At 61.0% G+C, this 16,075-nt stretch carries 19 protein-coding genes and 1 tRNA gene; 13 read left to right on the top strand and 7 right to left on the bottom strand.

Features of this window, described 5'->3' with window-relative positions:
* Positions 1 to 47 precede the first annotated feature (47 nt).
* Complete coding sequence (locus AC2444_RS08475; RefSeq protein WP_003538940.1) at positions 48 to 386, top strand: KTSC domain-containing protein; 339 nt, start codon at positions 48 to 50, stop codon at positions 384 to 386.
* Here AC2444_RS08475 and AC2444_RS08470 read toward each other — a convergent pair.
* Both AC2444_RS08470 and AC2444_RS08465 read right to left on the bottom strand, forming a co-directional pair.
* Positions 383 to 706, bottom strand: a complete 324-nt coding sequence (locus AC2444_RS08470; protein ID WP_012757222.1) for a hypothetical protein — start codon at positions 704 to 706, stop codon at positions 383 to 385. The genes AC2444_RS08475 and AC2444_RS08470 overlap by 4 nt on opposite strands.
* 96 nt (positions 707 to 802) lie before the next feature.
* Positions 803 to 1,120 carry a membrane protein gene (locus AC2444_RS08465; protein ID WP_041935515.1) on the bottom strand — a complete coding sequence of 106 codons (318 nt, stop codon included), beginning with the start codon at positions 1,118 to 1,120 and terminating at the stop codon, positions 803 to 805.
* A gap of 117 nt (positions 1,121 to 1,237) precedes the next feature.
* Here AC2444_RS08465 and AC2444_RS08460 point away from each other — a divergent pair.
* Together AC2444_RS08460 and AC2444_RS08455 are read left to right on the top strand one after the other, a co-directional pair.
* Positions 1,238 to 1,312: transfer RNA gene (locus AC2444_RS08460), tRNA-Asn, on the top strand.
* Positions 1,313 to 2,251: 939 nt separating this feature from the next.
* Positions 2,252 to 2,506, top strand: a complete 255-nt coding sequence (locus AC2444_RS08455) for a hypothetical protein (RefSeq protein WP_017993759.1) — start codon at positions 2,252 to 2,254, stop codon at positions 2,504 to 2,506.
* Positions 2,507 to 2,765: 259 nt separating this feature from the next.
* On the opposite strand, the gene AC2444_RS08450 is transcribed toward AC2444_RS08455, so the two are convergent.
* Entirely contained in the window at positions 2,766 to 2,945 is a 180-nt protein-coding gene (locus AC2444_RS08450; protein WP_080518543.1) for a hypothetical protein, read from the bottom strand.
* Between the two features lie 74 nt (positions 2,946 to 3,019).
* Entirely contained in the window at positions 3,020 to 3,196 is a 177-nt protein-coding gene (locus tag AC2444_RS08445) for a hypothetical protein (protein ID WP_012757220.1), read from the bottom strand.
* Between the two features lie 85 nt (positions 3,197 to 3,281).
* Here AC2444_RS08445 and AC2444_RS08440 point away from each other — a divergent pair, with 85 nt between their 5' ends.
* The gene (locus AC2444_RS08440) at positions 3,282 to 4,178 is read left to right on the top strand and encodes a hypothetical protein (protein ID WP_012757219.1); all 897 of its coding nucleotides are present in this window, start codon (positions 3,282 to 3,284) and stop codon (positions 4,176 to 4,178) included.
* 206 nt (positions 4,179 to 4,384) lie between these two features.
* Complete coding sequence (gene katE / locus AC2444_RS08435) at positions 4,385 to 6,502, top strand: catalase (RefSeq protein WP_012757218.1); 2,118 nt, start codon at positions 4,385 to 4,387, stop codon at positions 6,500 to 6,502.
* Between the two features lie 198 nt (positions 6,503 to 6,700).
* On the opposite strand, the gene AC2444_RS08430 is transcribed toward katE, so the two are convergent.
* Complete coding sequence (locus AC2444_RS08430; RefSeq protein ID WP_012757217.1) at positions 6,701 to 7,450, bottom strand: SDR family oxidoreductase; 750 nt, start codon at positions 7,448 to 7,450, stop codon at positions 6,701 to 6,703.
* A 101-nt stretch (positions 7,451 to 7,551) separates the two neighbouring features.
* Positions 7,552 to 8,550 carry a zinc-dependent alcohol dehydrogenase family protein gene (locus AC2444_RS08425; RefSeq protein WP_012757216.1) on the bottom strand — a complete coding sequence of 333 codons (999 nt, stop codon included), beginning with the start codon at positions 8,548 to 8,550 and terminating at the stop codon, positions 7,552 to 7,554.
* Between the two features lie 27 nt (positions 8,551 to 8,577).
* Here AC2444_RS08425 and AC2444_RS08420 point away from each other — a divergent pair, with 27 nt between their 5' ends.
* From AC2444_RS08420 to AC2444_RS08385, 8 genes are all read left to right on the top strand, one after another.
* A complete protein-coding gene (locus AC2444_RS08420) occupies positions 8,578 to 9,624 on the top strand; it encodes an AraC family transcriptional regulator (RefSeq protein ID WP_012757215.1) in 1,047 nt (348 codons plus the stop codon).
* A gap of 233 nt (positions 9,625 to 9,857) precedes the next feature.
* Positions 9,858 to 10,949: an extracellular catalytic domain type 1 short-chain-length polyhydroxyalkanoate depolymerase gene (locus tag AC2444_RS08415; protein WP_012757214.1), complete on the top strand. Its 1,092-nt coding sequence runs from the start codon at positions 9,858 to 9,860 to the stop codon at positions 10,947 to 10,949.
* Between the two features lie 56 nt (positions 10,950 to 11,005).
* On the top strand, positions 11,006 to 12,139 hold the full coding sequence (locus tag AC2444_RS08410) for an ABC transporter substrate-binding protein (RefSeq protein ID WP_041935514.1): 1,134 nt from the start codon (positions 11,006 to 11,008) through the stop codon (positions 12,137 to 12,139).
* Between the two features lie 4 nt (positions 12,140 to 12,143).
* Positions 12,144 to 13,208, top strand: coding sequence for a FecCD family ABC transporter permease (locus tag AC2444_RS08405; RefSeq protein ID WP_012757212.1), 1,065 nt, complete (start codon positions 12,144 to 12,146; stop codon positions 13,206 to 13,208).
* Entirely contained in the window at positions 13,205 to 13,963 is a 759-nt protein-coding gene (locus AC2444_RS08400) for an ABC transporter ATP-binding protein (RefSeq protein ID WP_012757211.1), read from the top strand. Before AC2444_RS08405 ends, AC2444_RS08400 begins: the two co-directional genes overlap by 4 nt.
* Positions 13,960 to 14,577 (top strand): hypothetical protein, encoded by a 618-nt coding sequence (locus AC2444_RS08395; protein WP_012757210.1) that lies wholly within the window; start codon positions 13,960 to 13,962, stop codon positions 14,575 to 14,577. Before AC2444_RS08400 ends, AC2444_RS08395 begins: the two co-directional genes overlap by 4 nt.
* Entirely contained in the window at positions 14,574 to 15,194 is a 621-nt protein-coding gene (locus tag AC2444_RS08390) for a hypothetical protein (protein ID WP_128439353.1), read from the top strand. Before AC2444_RS08395 ends, AC2444_RS08390 begins: the two co-directional genes overlap by 4 nt.
* Positions 15,191 to 15,697 (top strand): hypothetical protein, encoded by a 507-nt coding sequence (locus AC2444_RS08385; protein WP_012757208.1) that lies wholly within the window; start codon positions 15,191 to 15,193, stop codon positions 15,695 to 15,697. The genes AC2444_RS08390 and AC2444_RS08385 overlap by 4 nt, the downstream gene beginning before the upstream one ends.
* A 41-nt stretch (positions 15,698 to 15,738) precedes the next feature.
* On the opposite strand, the gene AC2444_RS08380 is transcribed toward AC2444_RS08385, so the two are convergent.
* The gene (locus tag AC2444_RS08380; RefSeq protein WP_003538909.1) at positions 15,739 to 16,038 is read right to left on the bottom strand and encodes a DUF6074 family protein; all 300 of its coding nucleotides are present in this window, start codon (positions 16,036 to 16,038) and stop codon (positions 15,739 to 15,741) included.
* Between the last annotated feature and the right edge of the window lie 37 nt (positions 16,039 to 16,075).

Raw genomic sequence — 16,075 nt, 5'->3', positions numbered from 1 at the left:
TCACCGTCCGGGACTCAATTACCCGCGGGAGGGTATAGGAGCTTGAGATGGATTGGGCTGCCCTCAAATCGAAGCGCGTGCGTGCAGCATACGACGCCGAAACCCGGGATCTGCATGTAAAATTCCCTGGTTCTCCGCCGGTGAAACATGCGGATATTCCGCCGCACGTCCACCAGAACCTGCTGGAAACGGACGATCCTTACTTCTATTACCAGTACTATATAGCGCCGTCTCGCGTATCACCGGGCCCTCGACAACCGGCCTCCGTGGCGTCCTACGCAGTGAAGCTCGTCCTTCTCCTTGCCGCCTGCAGCCTGCTGATGACGACCGGCCTCGATCCGGACCACGGCGGAACTTTCGAGGAAAGCGAACTCAGATCCAACTAGACGCGAATTTGCAGCCCAATCTCAAGGCCTGCGACAAGGCGGCTGGTTCCGGCGTCGAAATTCTCGCTCCTGTTCTGAGAACGGTAGCGCCGATTATCCCGCTCGCGGTCGTTCCTCCCATCGCGCTCATTCCGGCCGTTGAAATTGCGATAGTTACGTGGCCCGTTGTAGCTGCCGCCTTGACCGTGGTCGACCACGCAGCCTTCAGGACGGCGACAGATGCCGCGAGCGTCAAAACCGCCGCTGTCTACTTGGGCCTCGGCGGAAACGCCTGAGAGAAGCGCCGCTGCCGACAGGACGACAACAAAAGATACCTTCATTTCCTCACCTGGACCATTGTGACGCGATTTTGCGTTTTACATTGCATAAACCACGAATGCGAAAAGCCACCCACAGTTCCACGCCCTCCTTGCCGATCAGCCACCCGGTTTTCGCCGCCTGTGCCACCAGACCGCCAGCCGTCGCCGAAGCCGGCGCGCGAACGGCAGATCGTGCGAGAGCACGAGGAAGCCGAGCGGCAGCATCCAGAAGCCGAGGATGGGCAGGAAACCCAACACGCCGCAGAAAATGAGGGCCATGCCAAGCGCCATCCGCGCGATGCGCGAGCGTGGCATGCCGATGCTGAAAGAGCCGAGCATAAGCCTGCCGCTTGCATGATCGATGCCGAAGCGCACCGCCCGAGCCTTGCGCTTCTCGCCGCCTCTCGTCTCCTGACGATCGTTCACATTTGTCATTCCCCAGAGATGGGCGCAGGCATCCCAAATACAAGTTCATTTCATTTTTTTGAAAAAACCGCTTGGCAAATCGGGAAAGCGTTTGTATTAGCCCACTCACACCGCGCCAAGCAGTGATCCCTGGTAGCTCAGCGGTAGAGCATTCGACTGTTAATCGACAGGTCGCCGGTTCGAATCCGGCCCGGGGAGCCATTTTTCAAGTTAAGCGCCTGTTTCGTTGATAACTCCGACTGCAGGGGCTTACTTCCCCACTTTCCCTCCCGCTTTTGAAAGCGATTTAGTCGAATTTGGGGGTCAATAAATTTTCTTGTTAATTTCTTCTGAATCTTGAATCCGCTGTGATACTCAGGTTTTGCGGGCGCCCCGATGATCGACTGGACGGATCAGCCACGCAACTAGCGCCCTCAGAGCGCGTGTCGTACTTCTCGTCGTACCGTGGCTATTGCGCCTCCCTCACCTAGCCCTAATTCAGCACCCCGCTAATCCTTGCGAAAATTCACGAGGCGCATAAATTCAATCTATCAGATGGCTTTTGCTGGTGACCACGGATGTACTGGCACCGTGCTGATGCAATCAAAGACGGGTCGGCGCGAGCATTCGCCCGACCCTTTCTTTTTAGCCAAGACCGTTCTGTGGTAATCTCTTGGCAGCGCAGCTGGTCAGACCCGGACAGGTAGCGACGTAGATTGCCAAGCCGCATGTCCTTGTGCCGTGGGCAGTTGCCCTCGGTCTTATGAGGCTTGCACAGCCCGCACGACGCCTTGCGAGGACGCTTTCTTTTGTGATGCATGTCCATCTCCGAACGAAATCGGTGCGCCCTGATGGCGCACGCGTATGTGTCGGAGATGAGAAAGCGCTCGCTTTGTCATGGTGCCGTTATATCACGGGTTGGGAGCGAGAGAAGACCGTCGGCGCTGCCCTTGGCCCACCGCGTTTTGAACGCAGACTGTAAATAGAAAACGGGATCAGCCCGGCGCCTATCATTCCAATCTTCATCAACGGCCTCCTAAGCTATGGAATATACCGCCATCCGCGCGCACATCGCCGTCAAGCCGGCAGCCTCATCATGCGCTGTTACGATGGATAGGCAACCGCTGGCCAAAAAACTGCCGGCGGTGTACAGCAAACGCCATGGCGCTAGATCCTGAAAAAGCATTTTTAGATTACAGTGCGGCGGACTGCAGCGTGCAGTTTTGGACCGCCAACGCACCGGCCGTGCAATTCACGTCTTTGGAAGCCGCCGTCAGGTTCGCAAAAGACCATGGCGGCAGGTGGGAAGAGATTGAGATAACAGTCCATCTGCCGCGCGAGGACATCGTATTCGCCACCGGAAAAGTGCATCAACTCATTGATGCTTTACCAGGTGACCTCCGGAAAAAACCGTAATGAAGTGGATCGGCAGTCAATAGGACCGCCGACGCTCCGCCGGGCGCAGCGAAACACATACTATCGCCACAGCACCGGGATAAATCACGGCCATGGCTTTGGGTATGGCGATAGGAATCGGAATAGGCGCCGCAGTCGGGCCGACGCTGTTCGATGACGCCGCGATCGGCGCCGCCGTCGGGGCTGTCATCAAACGGAAATGACCGCCCGCCTGACGCTCCGGACGATCCCGTTCATTGTACGGGCAAGGCGACCACCTCTAATAGCTGCACGAACGGCCGTCACCGGGTCGGAAGCCATCGGCGCAGGCCGGGTTCATCGAATCTCCCGGCTGATATCCCGATGCCGAGCCATATGAATTCGGCGGCGTCGAGCATGCCGAGGTCATGGCGGCAAGACTGATTACTCCGGCTGCTACAAATGCCCGAAATCTCTTCATCGATTCCTCTCCAGTTTAGGCTATGACCGAGTGATGAGAGCTTCTGCTCTCTCCTGCCAAGATCACCTTGTTCCTCAAGATATGGCGCTCTCTTCGCCGGACGTCAGCTCCGAACGCGCAAGATTCTTATCGATCTCGATCAGCTCCGCATGAAGATCGTCGATGACCAAGCCGGCCGGGAACAAAGACCGTGGTTCAAAGTTGAGTGGCATCAACCACGTAACGTCAGTCTCTGACAGGAGGTCTTTCATGGGTCGCGGTATTCTGCTTTGGCTGCTTGGTGTTCCACTGCCGATCATCATCCTTCTTGCTCTGTTTGTGCGATAGGGACAGATCATGTCGGTTTCAATGACAGGTTCCGGAGAGATTGCTACTCCGGTCGAATCCTCCAAATCCGCCATGACATGGGGGCCTATCTTCGGAGGCGCCGCTGCTGCCATCGGAGTGACCCTCATTCTTTTGCTGCTTGGATCCGGGGTTGGGTTGACGATGGTGTCGCCTTGGTCGGGGCAAAGCAGTTCGCTCGGCACGGTCGGGGTCACGGCGGCGATCTGGCTCGTTGTCGTCCAATGGCTCTCCTCAGGGCTCGGTGGCTATATCACCGGCCGGCTGCGCACGAAGTGGGCAGCTGTCCATACGGACGAAGTGTTCTTCCGTGACACCGCGCATGGCTTCATCAGCTGGGCGCTGGCGACGATCTTCGTTGCCGGCTTTCTAGCCTCGTCGCTGACCTCGCTTGCCGGTGCAGGCGCACAAGCCGTGGGTTCGGCGGCCACCGCCGCAGGTACGGCGGCGTCCTCGGCGGCATCGACCGCGGATCTGCCCACCGCCTATTTTACCGACGCTTTGCTGCGTCCTGAACAGGCCCGTGCTGGAGCAACATCCGATGATACCGCAGCAACAGCAGAAGTCTCCCGCATCCTCCTCAACGGTGCGGCCGCGGGCCAGATCCCGGATGACGACAAGGCCTATCTTGCCACCATCGTCTCTGCTCGCACCGGTCTTTCCGAGGCCGATGCGCGCACCCGCGTCGACACTGTGCTGAAGCGCATCGACGACGCCAAGGTCGCCGCCCAGAAAGCCGCCGATGAGGCACGCAAGGCTGCCTCCACCACGGCATTGCTCGGCGCGTTGTCACTTCTGATCGGGGCTTTCATCGCTGCCGCCGCAGCAGCGTTTGGCGGGTCGCAACGCGACGAAGAGGAAGACCTCCTCGTCACGCCCCGGATCTAAGGCCCGAGGCTCAGGATCAACGGAAACCGGGGCGCGGGGTCGAAAGGCCCCGCGCCCCATTTATGTGGAGCCATCCCCGGCTCTGCTGTGGTTGGATCATCGTCCGCCCCCAGGCCTTTTTCTCAGTGGCGGTTTATTTCGCATCGGGCGGAACATGTGGCCGTTGGCGAGCTTCGGTTAGGTAAATCCCTTTCCGGAGAATGTAGATGGCCAAAAAGACCTCCCAAACCTCGCCCTCGGACAACGCAACGATCCACGATCAGAAACTGCACCGGGGTGCAGGCGGCGAGCTTCATCAGTTTGCCGAAGACGGGATGCCGGTTCTGACCACAGCGCAAGGCGGTCCGGTTTCCGACGATCAGAATACGCTTCGCGTTGGCGCCCGCGGCCCCGCGCTCATCGATGACTTCCATTTCCGCGAGAAGATCTTTCATTTCGACCACGAGCGCATTCCCGAGCGGGTCGTGCATGCGCGCGGTTACGGCGCCCATGGCTACTTCGAAACATATGAATCCCTGGCCGCCTATAGCCGGGCCGATCTTTTCCAGCGGCCCGGCGAAAAGACGCCGGCTTTCGTCCGGTTTTCGACCGTTGCCGGCAGCAAGGGTTCCTTCGATCTGGCGCGCGACGTGCGCGGTTTCGCCGTGAAGATTTACACCCAGCAGGGGAATTGGGACCTGGTCGGCAATAATATCCCGGTTTTCTTCATTCAGGACGCGATCAAATTTCCCGACGTCATCCATTCCGTAAAGCCGGAGCCCGACAAGGGATTCCCGCAGGCGCAGTCGGCGCATGACAATTTCTGGGACTTCATTACGCTGACGCCCGAAAGCATGCACATGATCATGTGGGTGATGTCGGACCGCGCCATTCCGCGCTCGTTCCGTTTCATGGAGGGTTTTGGCGTTCACACCTTCCGCTTCGTCAACGCGGCTGACGAATCGACCTTCGTCAAATTTCACTGGAAACCGAAACTCGGCCTGCAGTCCGTCGCCTGGAACGAGGCAGTCAAGATCAATGGGGCCGATCCGGATTTCCATCGACGCGACCTCTGGCAGTCGATCCAGTCGGGAGCCTTCCCGGAATGGGAGCTCTGTGTACAGCTTTTCGATCAGGACTTCGCCGACACGTTCGACTTCGACATCCTCGATCCGACGAAGCTCATTCCCGAGGAGATCCTTCCGGTCAAACCGATCGGCCGTCTCGTGCTCGACCGAATGCCCGAGAATTTCTTTGCGGAGACCGAGCAGGTCGCGTTCATGACGCAGAACGTTCCCCCCGGCATCGACTTCAGCAATGATCCGCTGCTGCAGGGACGAAACTTCTCCTATCTCGATACGCAGTTGAAACGTCTGGGCGGTCCGAATTTCACCCATCTGCCGATCAACGCGCCGAAGTGTCCCTTCCATAATTTTCAGCAGGATGGCCATATGGCGATGCGCAATCCTGTTGGGCGCGTCAATTACCAGCCGAATTCCTGGAATCAGGGGCCGCGGGAATCGCCGGTTCAGGGCTATCGCCACTTCCAGGCCGAAGAACAGGGTCCCAAGGTTCGGCTGCGGCCGGAAAGCTTTGCCGATCATTACAGCCAGGCCCGGCAGTTCTACATTAGCCAGACTCCGCCGGAACAACGCCATATCGCCGCGGCGCTGATCTTCGAACTGAGCAAGGTCGAAACGCCGGTCGTTCGTGAGCGTATGGTCTCGCATCTCTTGAACATCGACGAGACGCTGGCCAGCAAGGTCGGCCACGCCCTCGGCTTCAAATCGATGCCGAAGCCTGCCGATGCAGCCATGCCGACGAGGCAGGATCTCGAGCCGTCGCCGGCGCTCAGCATCATAGAGCGCGGTCCGAAGCGGTTCGAAGGACGCAAGCTCGGCATTCTTGTCAGCGATGGCACCGATGCCGCTATCTTCAAGGCGCTGCTTGCCGAGATCACCGAGCAGAAGGCAACATTCAAAGTGATCGCGCCAAAGATCGGCGGCGTGACGCTCTCGGACGACAACTGGATCGAGGCGCATCAGATGATCGACGGCGGACCTTCGGTGCTTTACGACGCCGTCGCCCTCCTCCCCTCAGCCGAGGGAACCGGCGATCTGCTGAAGGAGGCTACGGCCCGCGATTTCGTGGCAGATGCCTTCGTGCACTGCAAGTTCATCGGCTATGTGGAAACAGCGCTACCGCTCATGCAGAAGGCCGGAATTGCCGATTCACTGGATGAGGGCGTGATTGCGCTCGGAGCGGCGAAGGATGTCACGGCTTTTATCAAGGCGCTTGGCAAACTGCGTGTCTGGGGCCGGGAGCCATCGGTCAAATTGAATTGACTGACTCGTCGCCGCCGTCCGCGCCCGGGAATGCCCGTTGTAATCATAAAACCCGCGGAAACGCGGGTTTTATCTCACGCTGATTGTGTTGCAGCCGTGTGGGCTCCGGTCCTAGGAAACCTTGCAGCAGGCCAGGAGGCTTAACGGCGGAATCGCCGACAACGCACCCTGTTCTCACCTTTTCCAGCCGCCTAGAGCTTATACCTGTCCCATTCCACCATCGACGGGAAGGTCGATGCCGGTCACGAACGAACTGTCTGCGCTTGCCAGGAACAGCGCGACGGTGGCCGCCTCTTCCGGCCTGCCGACCCGGCCCATCGGCATCTGGGCAAGCATCGCGGGTAGCCCTTCCTTGATGGCCTCGGCCGGGACGCCCAGCTTGCCGAAGATCGGAGTCTCGACCAGCCCGGGGCTGAGCGAGTTGACGCGAATCTTCCGATGTTTGAGGTCGGTCGTCCAACTGCGTGCAAAGGACCGTACGGCCGCCTTGGTCGCCGCATAGACCGAGTGCATCGGGGTACCCTTGCCATGCGCCACAGAGGCGTTGAGAATCACCGATGCCCCATCGCTGAGCAGCGGCAGCGCCTTCTGCACGGTGAAGAAGAGACCGCGAACATTGGCGTTGAACTGGGTGTCGAAATCCTCAACCGTTACCGCCTCGAACGGCGCGAGATTGTTGACGCCCGCGTTGGCAAAGATCACGTCGATCCTGCCGAAACGCTTGCCGACCTCCGCATAGAGCGCGTCCAGCGCGTCCAGGTCCGCGACATCCGCGACGATCGCCGCCGCGCTGCCGCCGATTTCGGCGGCGGCTTTGTCGAGCGCATCCTTATTGCGCCCGACGATGACGACCGTTGCGCCTTCCTGGGCGAAGAGCTTGGCTGACGCCAGGCCGATGCCGCTCCCGCCGCCGGTGATCACGGCGACCTTGTCAGTCAGTTTTGCCATTTCGTATGCTCCATGTAATGAGAAGGTGGGATAAAGCGCGTCGGAACTGCGCGGTTAGATTGCTTTCTGGGCGATATATACCGCCCTGGGATGCAGATCTCTCAGCCCTCATTGGTGATGACGACCTTGCCGAACACGTTGCGTTTGCCGAAATGCTCGAATGCGGCTTTGCCGTCGGCGAGCGTGAAGCGGCTGTCGATCACCGGGCGGATGCCATTCTGCGCGACGGCGGCGATCACGTCTTCCAGATCCAGACGATTGCCGGTGGCGATCGTCTGGAACCGCGCGAAGGTGAGGAACATGTCGAGGTAGCCGGGCATCTCCCCCTGCGACAGCACTCCCACCATCGACACCTGGCCGCTAAGTGCCACCGCTTTCAACGACTGGGCGAATGTGCCGGGGCCGCCAACCTCGACCACGCGGTCGACGCCACGCCCGCCGGTGAGCGCCTTGGCTAGCTCGCCCCAATCGGGATTCTCGGCGTAGTTGATCACATGGTCGGCGCCGAGTGCGCGCAGACGCTCCGCCTTCTCGTTCGACGAGGTCGTCGCGATCACTTCCGCGCCGCGCGCCTTGGCGAACTGCAGCGCGAACAACGACACACCTCCGGTTCCCTGCGTCAGCACGCGGTGCTGCGGACCGACGCCGGCGACCGCATTCCACCCGGTGACGGCGGCGCATGGCAGAGTCGCGGCATCGTCGAAGCTGATCGAATCGGGAATGGCGACCAGCTCGTTCTGGTCGACGGTGCGATATTCGGCCATCCAGCCATCAATCTGGGTGCCATATTGGGGCACAAATTCACGAAATGGTCCCGCATGCCAGCCCGGCATGAAATTGTTCGCCACCCGGTCGCCGACCGCGAAACGGACGACCCCCGAGCCGACCGCCTCGACGATCCCGGCGGCGTCGGACAGCTGCACCCGCCCTTCTTCGAGCGGAAAGGGCGACCAGCCGTTGATGATCGTGAGGTCGCGGAAATTGAGCGAGGTCGCCTTGATGTTAACGAGGACTTCGCCCGGACCGGGACTTGGCGTGGGCTCTTCGCGTAACTCCAGGCCGTTGACGGAGCCGATTTTCTGCAAACGATAGATCTTCATGCGCAACCTCCAGATTGTGTAAGTGATATGGTGGAGATTGACGGGATCATCTATTACGTGGAGTATGCATTTTATAACCTATCGTCCGAGATTCCCATGGACCCCTTCGATTCCGTCCTCAGCGCCATGCAGCTCCAAAGCTCGCTCTTCGTCCGCATGCGTGCTCATGCACCATGGGCGATGTCGTTCGATAGCGGCGGTCAGGCGCGGCTGATCGTCATCGCTAAGGGCCGGGGCTGGTTCACCCAAGTCGGCCACCCCCCGGTCGTTGTCGAGGAAGGCGACTGCCTCATCATCAAGCAGGGGGTCATGGGCATATTGGGCGACGCTCCGGACCGGGTCGCAGTGCCCTGCTGGCAGATTGCCGACCATGTGACGGGCGAGACGGTGTCCTTCGGTGGAGACGGCGAAGCGTGCGAGTTCTTCTCGACCCTGTTTACGTTCGACCACGCTGCGGGCGAGCCCTTATCGGCGCTGTTGCCCGATGTTGTTCATGTCGCCATGGCGAAGTCCGACGCAGGGCGGATGGTCTCGATCCTCGAACAGATCGGAAAAGAGGAGGCGCAGGCGTCGCTTGGCGGCTCCTATGTCGTCGGCAGGCTGCTCGACGTGCTGTTCATCCAAGCGATCCGAAGCTGGGCCAGTTCGGAGGGGAATATGCCCGAGGGCTGGCTCGCCGGACTGACCCATCGCCAGTTGGCGCAAACGCTGCACCGGATTCATGCCGATCTGGCGCACCCGTGGACGCTGGAGCAGCTCGCCCGCGATGTGGGGATGTCGCGCTCCACCTTTGCAGTGCTGTTCAAGTCGGTCGTCGGAGTGCCGCCGCTGACCTACATCACGACTTGGCGCATTTATCGTGCGAAACTCATTCTCGCCGCCGGCCACTCAATCTCAGCGGCGGCCGCGCAGACCGGCTATGGCACCGACATCGCCCTCAGCCGCGCTTTTAAAGCTGCGACCGGCGTGGCGCCGGGGCAGTGGCGGCGCGAGCGACGTGGCGTCGACCGTCCCGTTCCCAGTGGAGATCGATCAAGGGCGCCGGTCAGGCACCCTGTTCCGGCTGATTTGTAATCAGAAGTCATGGCGAAGACGTTCGCAGCTTTTCCGCAGGTCTTGGGATCTTTCGCCTACATTCAGGATCAAAATGTTCATGGCCCGCTGACTGCTGAAATGAGCACACGGGCAGAGTGTATTGAGAAGCTCGATGGTACGAAAAACATTGTGCACCGCAGCAACCTTTTCGTAGATTGACGCGTTTAGTTCAGCATCACCGCCATCCCGGCTGCTGATTGGCGGAGACTTTCATGAGATCTATGTCGGACACGCTCGCACGCCTTGCTGCGCTGCGAGGAACCCTTCGCGCCCAACCCACGCAGAACAACCCCGACCTGGTCGCCTTGGATGCGTTTGGCTCAAACCCCGGCGCCTTGGGGGGCTACACCTATTTGCCGTCGAAGCGGGGGAAAAACCTAGCCCTGGTCGTCGTCCTGCACGGCTGCACCCAGACTGCCGCCGGGTATGATAGCGGGTCCGGGTGGTCGCGATTGGCCGAGGACTACGGCTTCGCGCTGCTGTTTCCCGAGCAACGGCGGGCAAACAATCCAAACCTCTGCTTCAATTGGTTTAACCCGGAGGACATAAGCCGCGATCACGGCGAGGTATTTTCCATTCGCCAGATGATCGCAAAGGTCGTTGCGGAACACGGTATCGACGGCAGGCGCGTGTTCGTGACCGGGCTTTCGGCCGGCGGCGCCATGGCCGCAGCCATGCTCGCCACCTATCCCGAGATTTTTGCGGGCGGCGCGATCATCGCGGGCCTGCCATATGCAAGTGCCGGGACCATTCCCGAGGCATTCGACCGAATGCGCGGTCACGGCAGCCCAACTGCCAAGGAGCTTGAACTGCGATTGAGAAACGCTTCAGGGCACAAAGGCCCATGGCCGACATTATCGCTCTGGCAGGGGAGCGCAGACAGAACCGTCGTGCCATCCAATGCAAATGCGATCGTGGAGCAATGGAGAAATATCCACGGCGTCGACGCATCGCCGGGGCGCGTCGCAGATATCGGACGACACCAGCGAAAGGTCTGGACCGATGCTCACGGTGTCGATGTAATCGAGCTGTATACGATTGCCGGGATGGATCACGGCACGCCGCTCGATGTCGACACCGGCTACGGCGCAAGCGGCCCCTTCATGCTTGACGTCGGAATTTCATCGACCGTCGAAACTGCCAGGTCCTGGGGTCTGGTCCCCTCATTTGAAAAACGGCGCGACGCAAAACCCTCGGCTGCGCAACCGGAAAACGCCGCAGGCCCATTCGGCGCGGGCAGCGACCGGGGCGGCATCCAGAAGGTCATTGAAGATGCCCTCCGGTCCGCTGGGCTGATGCGGTAGTCATATCGCTAATTAAAGTGGAGATTTGTAGACAAGAATAAATACGCGGAATAGGAATGGCGCTCATCGTCATACGGGGAGACACCATGGTTCCGCTTTCGCTTTTCATCACAACTGCTTCGCGCCGCCGCATGGCGGCTGCACTTGCCGCCGTGCTGTTTGCACCGACAGCTTTTGCCGAAGAGATCGTCTTCAAGGATCAAGGGAACCGCGAGGTGCGGCTGGCAAAGGCTGCCGAACGTGTCGTCTCGATCGTCATCCCAATGGCTTCCACCGTCATCGCGCTGGATGGCAGCACCCGGAAGCTCATTGGGATGAACCCGACGGCAAAGAGCGCCGTGGTCGAAGGGATTCTCGGAAAGATCTTCCCCGAGGCGAAGGATATTCCGTCTGATGTGACGGCGCCGAATTTCGTGCCTAATGTCGAGGCGCTCACCGCCGCCAATCCCGATCTCGTCATCCAATGGGGCGATCGCGGCGCCGATATCGTCGCACCCATCACCAATGCCGGGCTCACCACGATGCTGATCCTCTATGGCACGGAAGAGCTGACCCGCGATTATATGACCATGGCCGCAAAGGCGATCGGCAAGCCGGAGCGGATCGACGAACTGGTGGAATGGCGTGATCGCGTCCAGAAGGATATCGAGGCCAAGACGACTGCTATCCCCGATGACAAGAAGCCGAATGTTCTCTACCTCGGCCGTGCGCTCTCCGATATCAGCGCCTCCGGCACCAAGGGCAATTACAATGCCTGGTCCATCGAGCTTGCGGGCGGGAGAAACGCCTCGGACGAAATCAACGGCACGGTCTCGGTGAACAAGGAACAGATCGCAGCGTGGAACCCCGACGTCATCTTCCTCAATGCTTTCGAGGCGAAGCTGAATGTCGACTGGGTCTATAACGATCCGATCCTGTCTCTGACCAATGCCGCCAAATCCAAGCGGGTCTACAAGATGCCGCTCGGCGGCTATCGCTGGGATCCGCCGAGCCAGGAATCGCCGTTGTCCTGGATGTGGACGGCCAACCTGCTCCATCCCGAGATCTTCAAATACGATCTGCGGACGGAAATGAAGACGGCCTACAAGACCCTTTACAACTACGACCTGGCCGATAGCGATATCGACAATATCCTTTGGCTGAAGGAACAGGGCGCCGCCGCCGACTACGCGCAGTTCGAGGCAAAGTGACGTCATGGCGACGATAATGCAGGAGGAGACGGCGCCCGCTGCCCGCCGGATTCACCTCGCCAGGCAGACACTGGTCTTCACCTTGCTGCTGGCGCTGCTGGTGATCGCCTTCACCGTCAGCCTCTGCGTCGGACGGTTCTCCGTGCCGGCTGGACGCGCACTGGAGCTGATCTGGCAGGGGATCAGCGACCCCTCGCGGGAGCTTGCCGGGATCGACGAACGCATCGTACTGCTGGTGCGCGCGCCGCGCGTCGTGCTTGCAGCACTTGCAGGCGCCGGGCTTGCGATCTCGGGCGCGGGCCTTCAGGGCGTGTTTCGAAATCCACTGGTTTCGCCAGACATACTGGGCATTTCGCAGGGTGCCGCCTTCGGCGGCGCGCTGGCGATCATGCTCGGCATCTGGGGATTTCCGCTGATCGCCATGGTGTTCCTCTGCGGCATGGCGGCCGTCATCCTGGTGGGGCTGCTGTCGCGCCTCAACGGCCGGTCGGAAACGGTCACCGTGATCCTGTCGGGGCTGGTCATCAGCTCGATGTTCTCGGCGGTCGTCTCGCTGCTGCAATTCATCGCCGATCCCAACACGTCCCTTCCCGCCATCGTCTACTGGCTGATGGGGTCCTTTGCGACGGCCACCTGGGAACGCACGCTGGTGGCGGCACCCGGCCTCATCCTCGGAAGCTGCTTCCTGTGGATGCTCCGCTTCCGGCTCAACATCCTGTCGCTCGACGAAGCCGAAGCCCGCAGCCTCGGCGCCAATACGATACGCGAGAGATGGCTGGTCTTCGGCCTCATCGCCGTCATCGTCGGCAGCCAGGTCGCAGTCTCAGGCATCATCGGCTGGATCGGCATCGTCATTCCCCACGCCGCCCGCCTGCTGGTCGGCCATGATCACCGTGCGCTGCTGCCGGCAGCCGCCGTGCTCGGCGCAGGATTCATGGTCTGCATCGACACGCTCGCCCGCACGGCGACGGCCGCGGAAATCCCGCTCGGCGTCATCACCGCCCTTGTCGGCGCGCCGATCTTTGCGGCTCTCCTGCGCCATCACTATCGCGAAAGGACCGGATCATGATCGGATTGACGGATGCGGTCGTCAGGTTCGGGGCACGCACCATCCTCGACCGCCTGAGTTTCTCGGTTCCCGTCGGGCGGTCGCTCGCCATTCTCGGCCCCAACGGACGGGGCAAGACGACGACGCTGAAAGCCATGCTCGGCTTTCAGCGGCTGGACGCGGGCAGCCGGGTGGCGCCCGCCATCGTCGGCTACGTCCCGCAGACCGGAAGCAGCAACCAGCGCTACCGCGCCATCGACGTCGCCGTCATGGGGCGGGCAGCGCATCTCGGCCTGTTCGGGCAACCGGGACCTTCCGATTTCGAAATTGCCCATGCCGCGCTTGAGCGGGCGGGGGCTGCCCGCTTTGCCGATCATTTCTTCGACCGGCTGTCCGGCGGCGAACGGCAACTCGTGCTTCTGGCGCGAGCGCTCGCCACCGGGTCGGAGGCGATCGTCCTCGACGAGCCGGCGGCGGCACTCGACCTTCGCAACCAGGAGCGGCTGCTGAACCTGCTCAAAAGCCTGCGTGAACCGCGCGACAAGGCAATCGCCTTCACGACGCATGATCCGAACCATGCGCTTGCCGCAGCCGACGATGCGCTGCTGATGATGCCGGATGGTCAATCGCTGTTCGGTCCGGTCGCGGAGACGATCACGCCGGAACATCTCGAACGGCTTTACGGTGTCCCGATGCGGGTGGTCGAGCTTATCGGCCCGACAGGCGACGGGCATCAGGCGGTTCTGCCCGCCTTTGCAGGAATTCGCGCCGCATGAGCATCCTTCTGATCCAGTCGCATTATCAAGACCCTTTCAGCATGAGCCCGCCGGCTTTCGCCGAGGCGACCGCGCAGGGCAAGCTGATCACCGTGCGCGAGATGGAGTTGACCGAGGCGCATTTCGCTGCCGCAAGCGGCCTCATCACCACCACCCATCTCGATCAGGTCGGCTTCCTCAGATACGCGCCGGCGGTGGCGTCCTTCCTCGACCGAGGCGGCCGGTGGATCTTCAGCGGCCACATGCTTCGGCCGATCCTGCCGGAACTCGGCGCCTATATCCCGATGCGGCAGCCGAAGAGAGCCAACTTCGTGCAGGTCAGGCAATTCGACCATCCTGTTTTTACCGGCATCGACCAGAGCATGCTGGAAACGAACCGCGGCGTCGCCGGTTTCTACGGCCGCGGACACAATCCGATGCCATCAGGCGCCGTTGCGATCAATACGTTGGGACCAGCTGCCATTCCCGTCGACTGGATCTGGGCGCGGCCGGCGGGCGGAGAACTATTGTCGCATGCCGGAAACGAGTTCTGGGGCTGCGGAGACGATCCCGACATCAAAAAGCAACTGGCCGGCCGTGTTATCGCCTGGCTGGCGGGGGAGCTGACCCGATGAGCGTGCTCGCGATCCATCCCGGCGCCTACTACCACATCGAGACGCTGGAAGCGCCGCGTTACCGGCATCATTTCGACAGGCTGTTGCGCCCGGAGGAGCTGCTCTCGGTCGACCTCAGCGAACACCAGGTGCTGTTCATTCCCTGCCGGACGCCGGCGGACCGGATGGCGCCGCATGCAGCACAGCTGCGCGCCTATCTCGACCAGGGCGGCACGATCGTTGCGACCGGCGAGACGGCATGGGAAGCGTTTCTGCCAGCGATCCATTTCACGCCGCAACCGACAAACTGGTGGTGGTGGCTGACTGAGGGCGCCGATCTCGGCGTCAGGATCGCAGCACCCGGCCATTCGCTGTTCGAACATCTCGGGCAGGACGATCTGACCTGGCACCTTCACGGCTGGTTCGCTCCACCAGAGGGCGTCGAGGTTCTGGCGGTGAACGAGGAAGGCAAGCCGATCCTCTATGTAGACGAGGTCACGACGGCGGGACGCATGGTGATCACCAGCCTCGACCCCTGCTTCCACCACGGATCGCATTTCATGCCGGCGACGACGCGCTTCCTGGATGGTTTCCTTCCCTGGATGCGCAAGGAACTGGACAAGGAAAAATCGGAATGAACGAAACGAAGATCGAAGTGCTCGAAGACGGCAAGCCGCTTGCCTATGGCTTCGCCGACATCATGCATTATCACGGCTATGGTTTTCCCGGTGGTGTCGCCCATGCCTTCAAGGTGATGGAGCGCGCCTTTCCGATGCTCAGCGCCGACGGACCACCGGAGCGCCGCGAAATCTCGATCCGCACGGCCTTTCGCGGCCCGGGCGGGCGTGACGCCTTCGAAATGGTGACACGCGCATTTTCGGAAGGACGCTACAGCGTCGACCCCTTGCTCGATCGGCCGGAGCGCGGCGATATCCTCGCCCGCTACGTCTTCGAGCTCAGCTATCGCGGCCGCACCGTCACCCTGCAACTACGCGACGGCCATGTCCGCGAGGAATTCATCATGCTCGGCCGCAAGCCCGACCGGACACCCCAGGAAGAGGAGCGTCTCGCCTGGCTAAAGCAGGAGATGGCGGACCGCCTGCTGGCGTTGCCGCCGGAGGCGGTTTACGAAGAGGGATAGGACGACCACTCAGATCCGGCAGACCTCCCCGAAGATCGCCGCTATCGGTTTTGAGACTTGGGCAGTGGTCCGTTTTGGTGGCTGAAGACCAGTTCGCTCTGGACATCTTGCTGAAACTGCAGCACCCGCTGACCGACATCGCTCTCCGGCATACCGGCCGCCAGAAGCTGATCGGCAAGCCTGCGGCATTCGGCCTTCCAAAATTCTATCGCATCTGCGCCGTGCCGCCGGCCGAGTTCGCGAGCGCAGCGCTCGACATTGGCAGTTCCGGTTCCAGCGGGAAAGGCAATAATCTTGCCTTCATTGGCGCCGGCAGGCCGGCGGGTCATTTCAGTAGCCATCGAACACAGGTTCCTTTGATCCTGTTCGTTGTCTACT

This window comes from Rhizobium sp. WSM1328, assembly GCF_057653715.1.
Note: the sequence above shows the minus strand (reverse complement) of the source record. Positions and strands in the feature narration are given on the sequence as shown.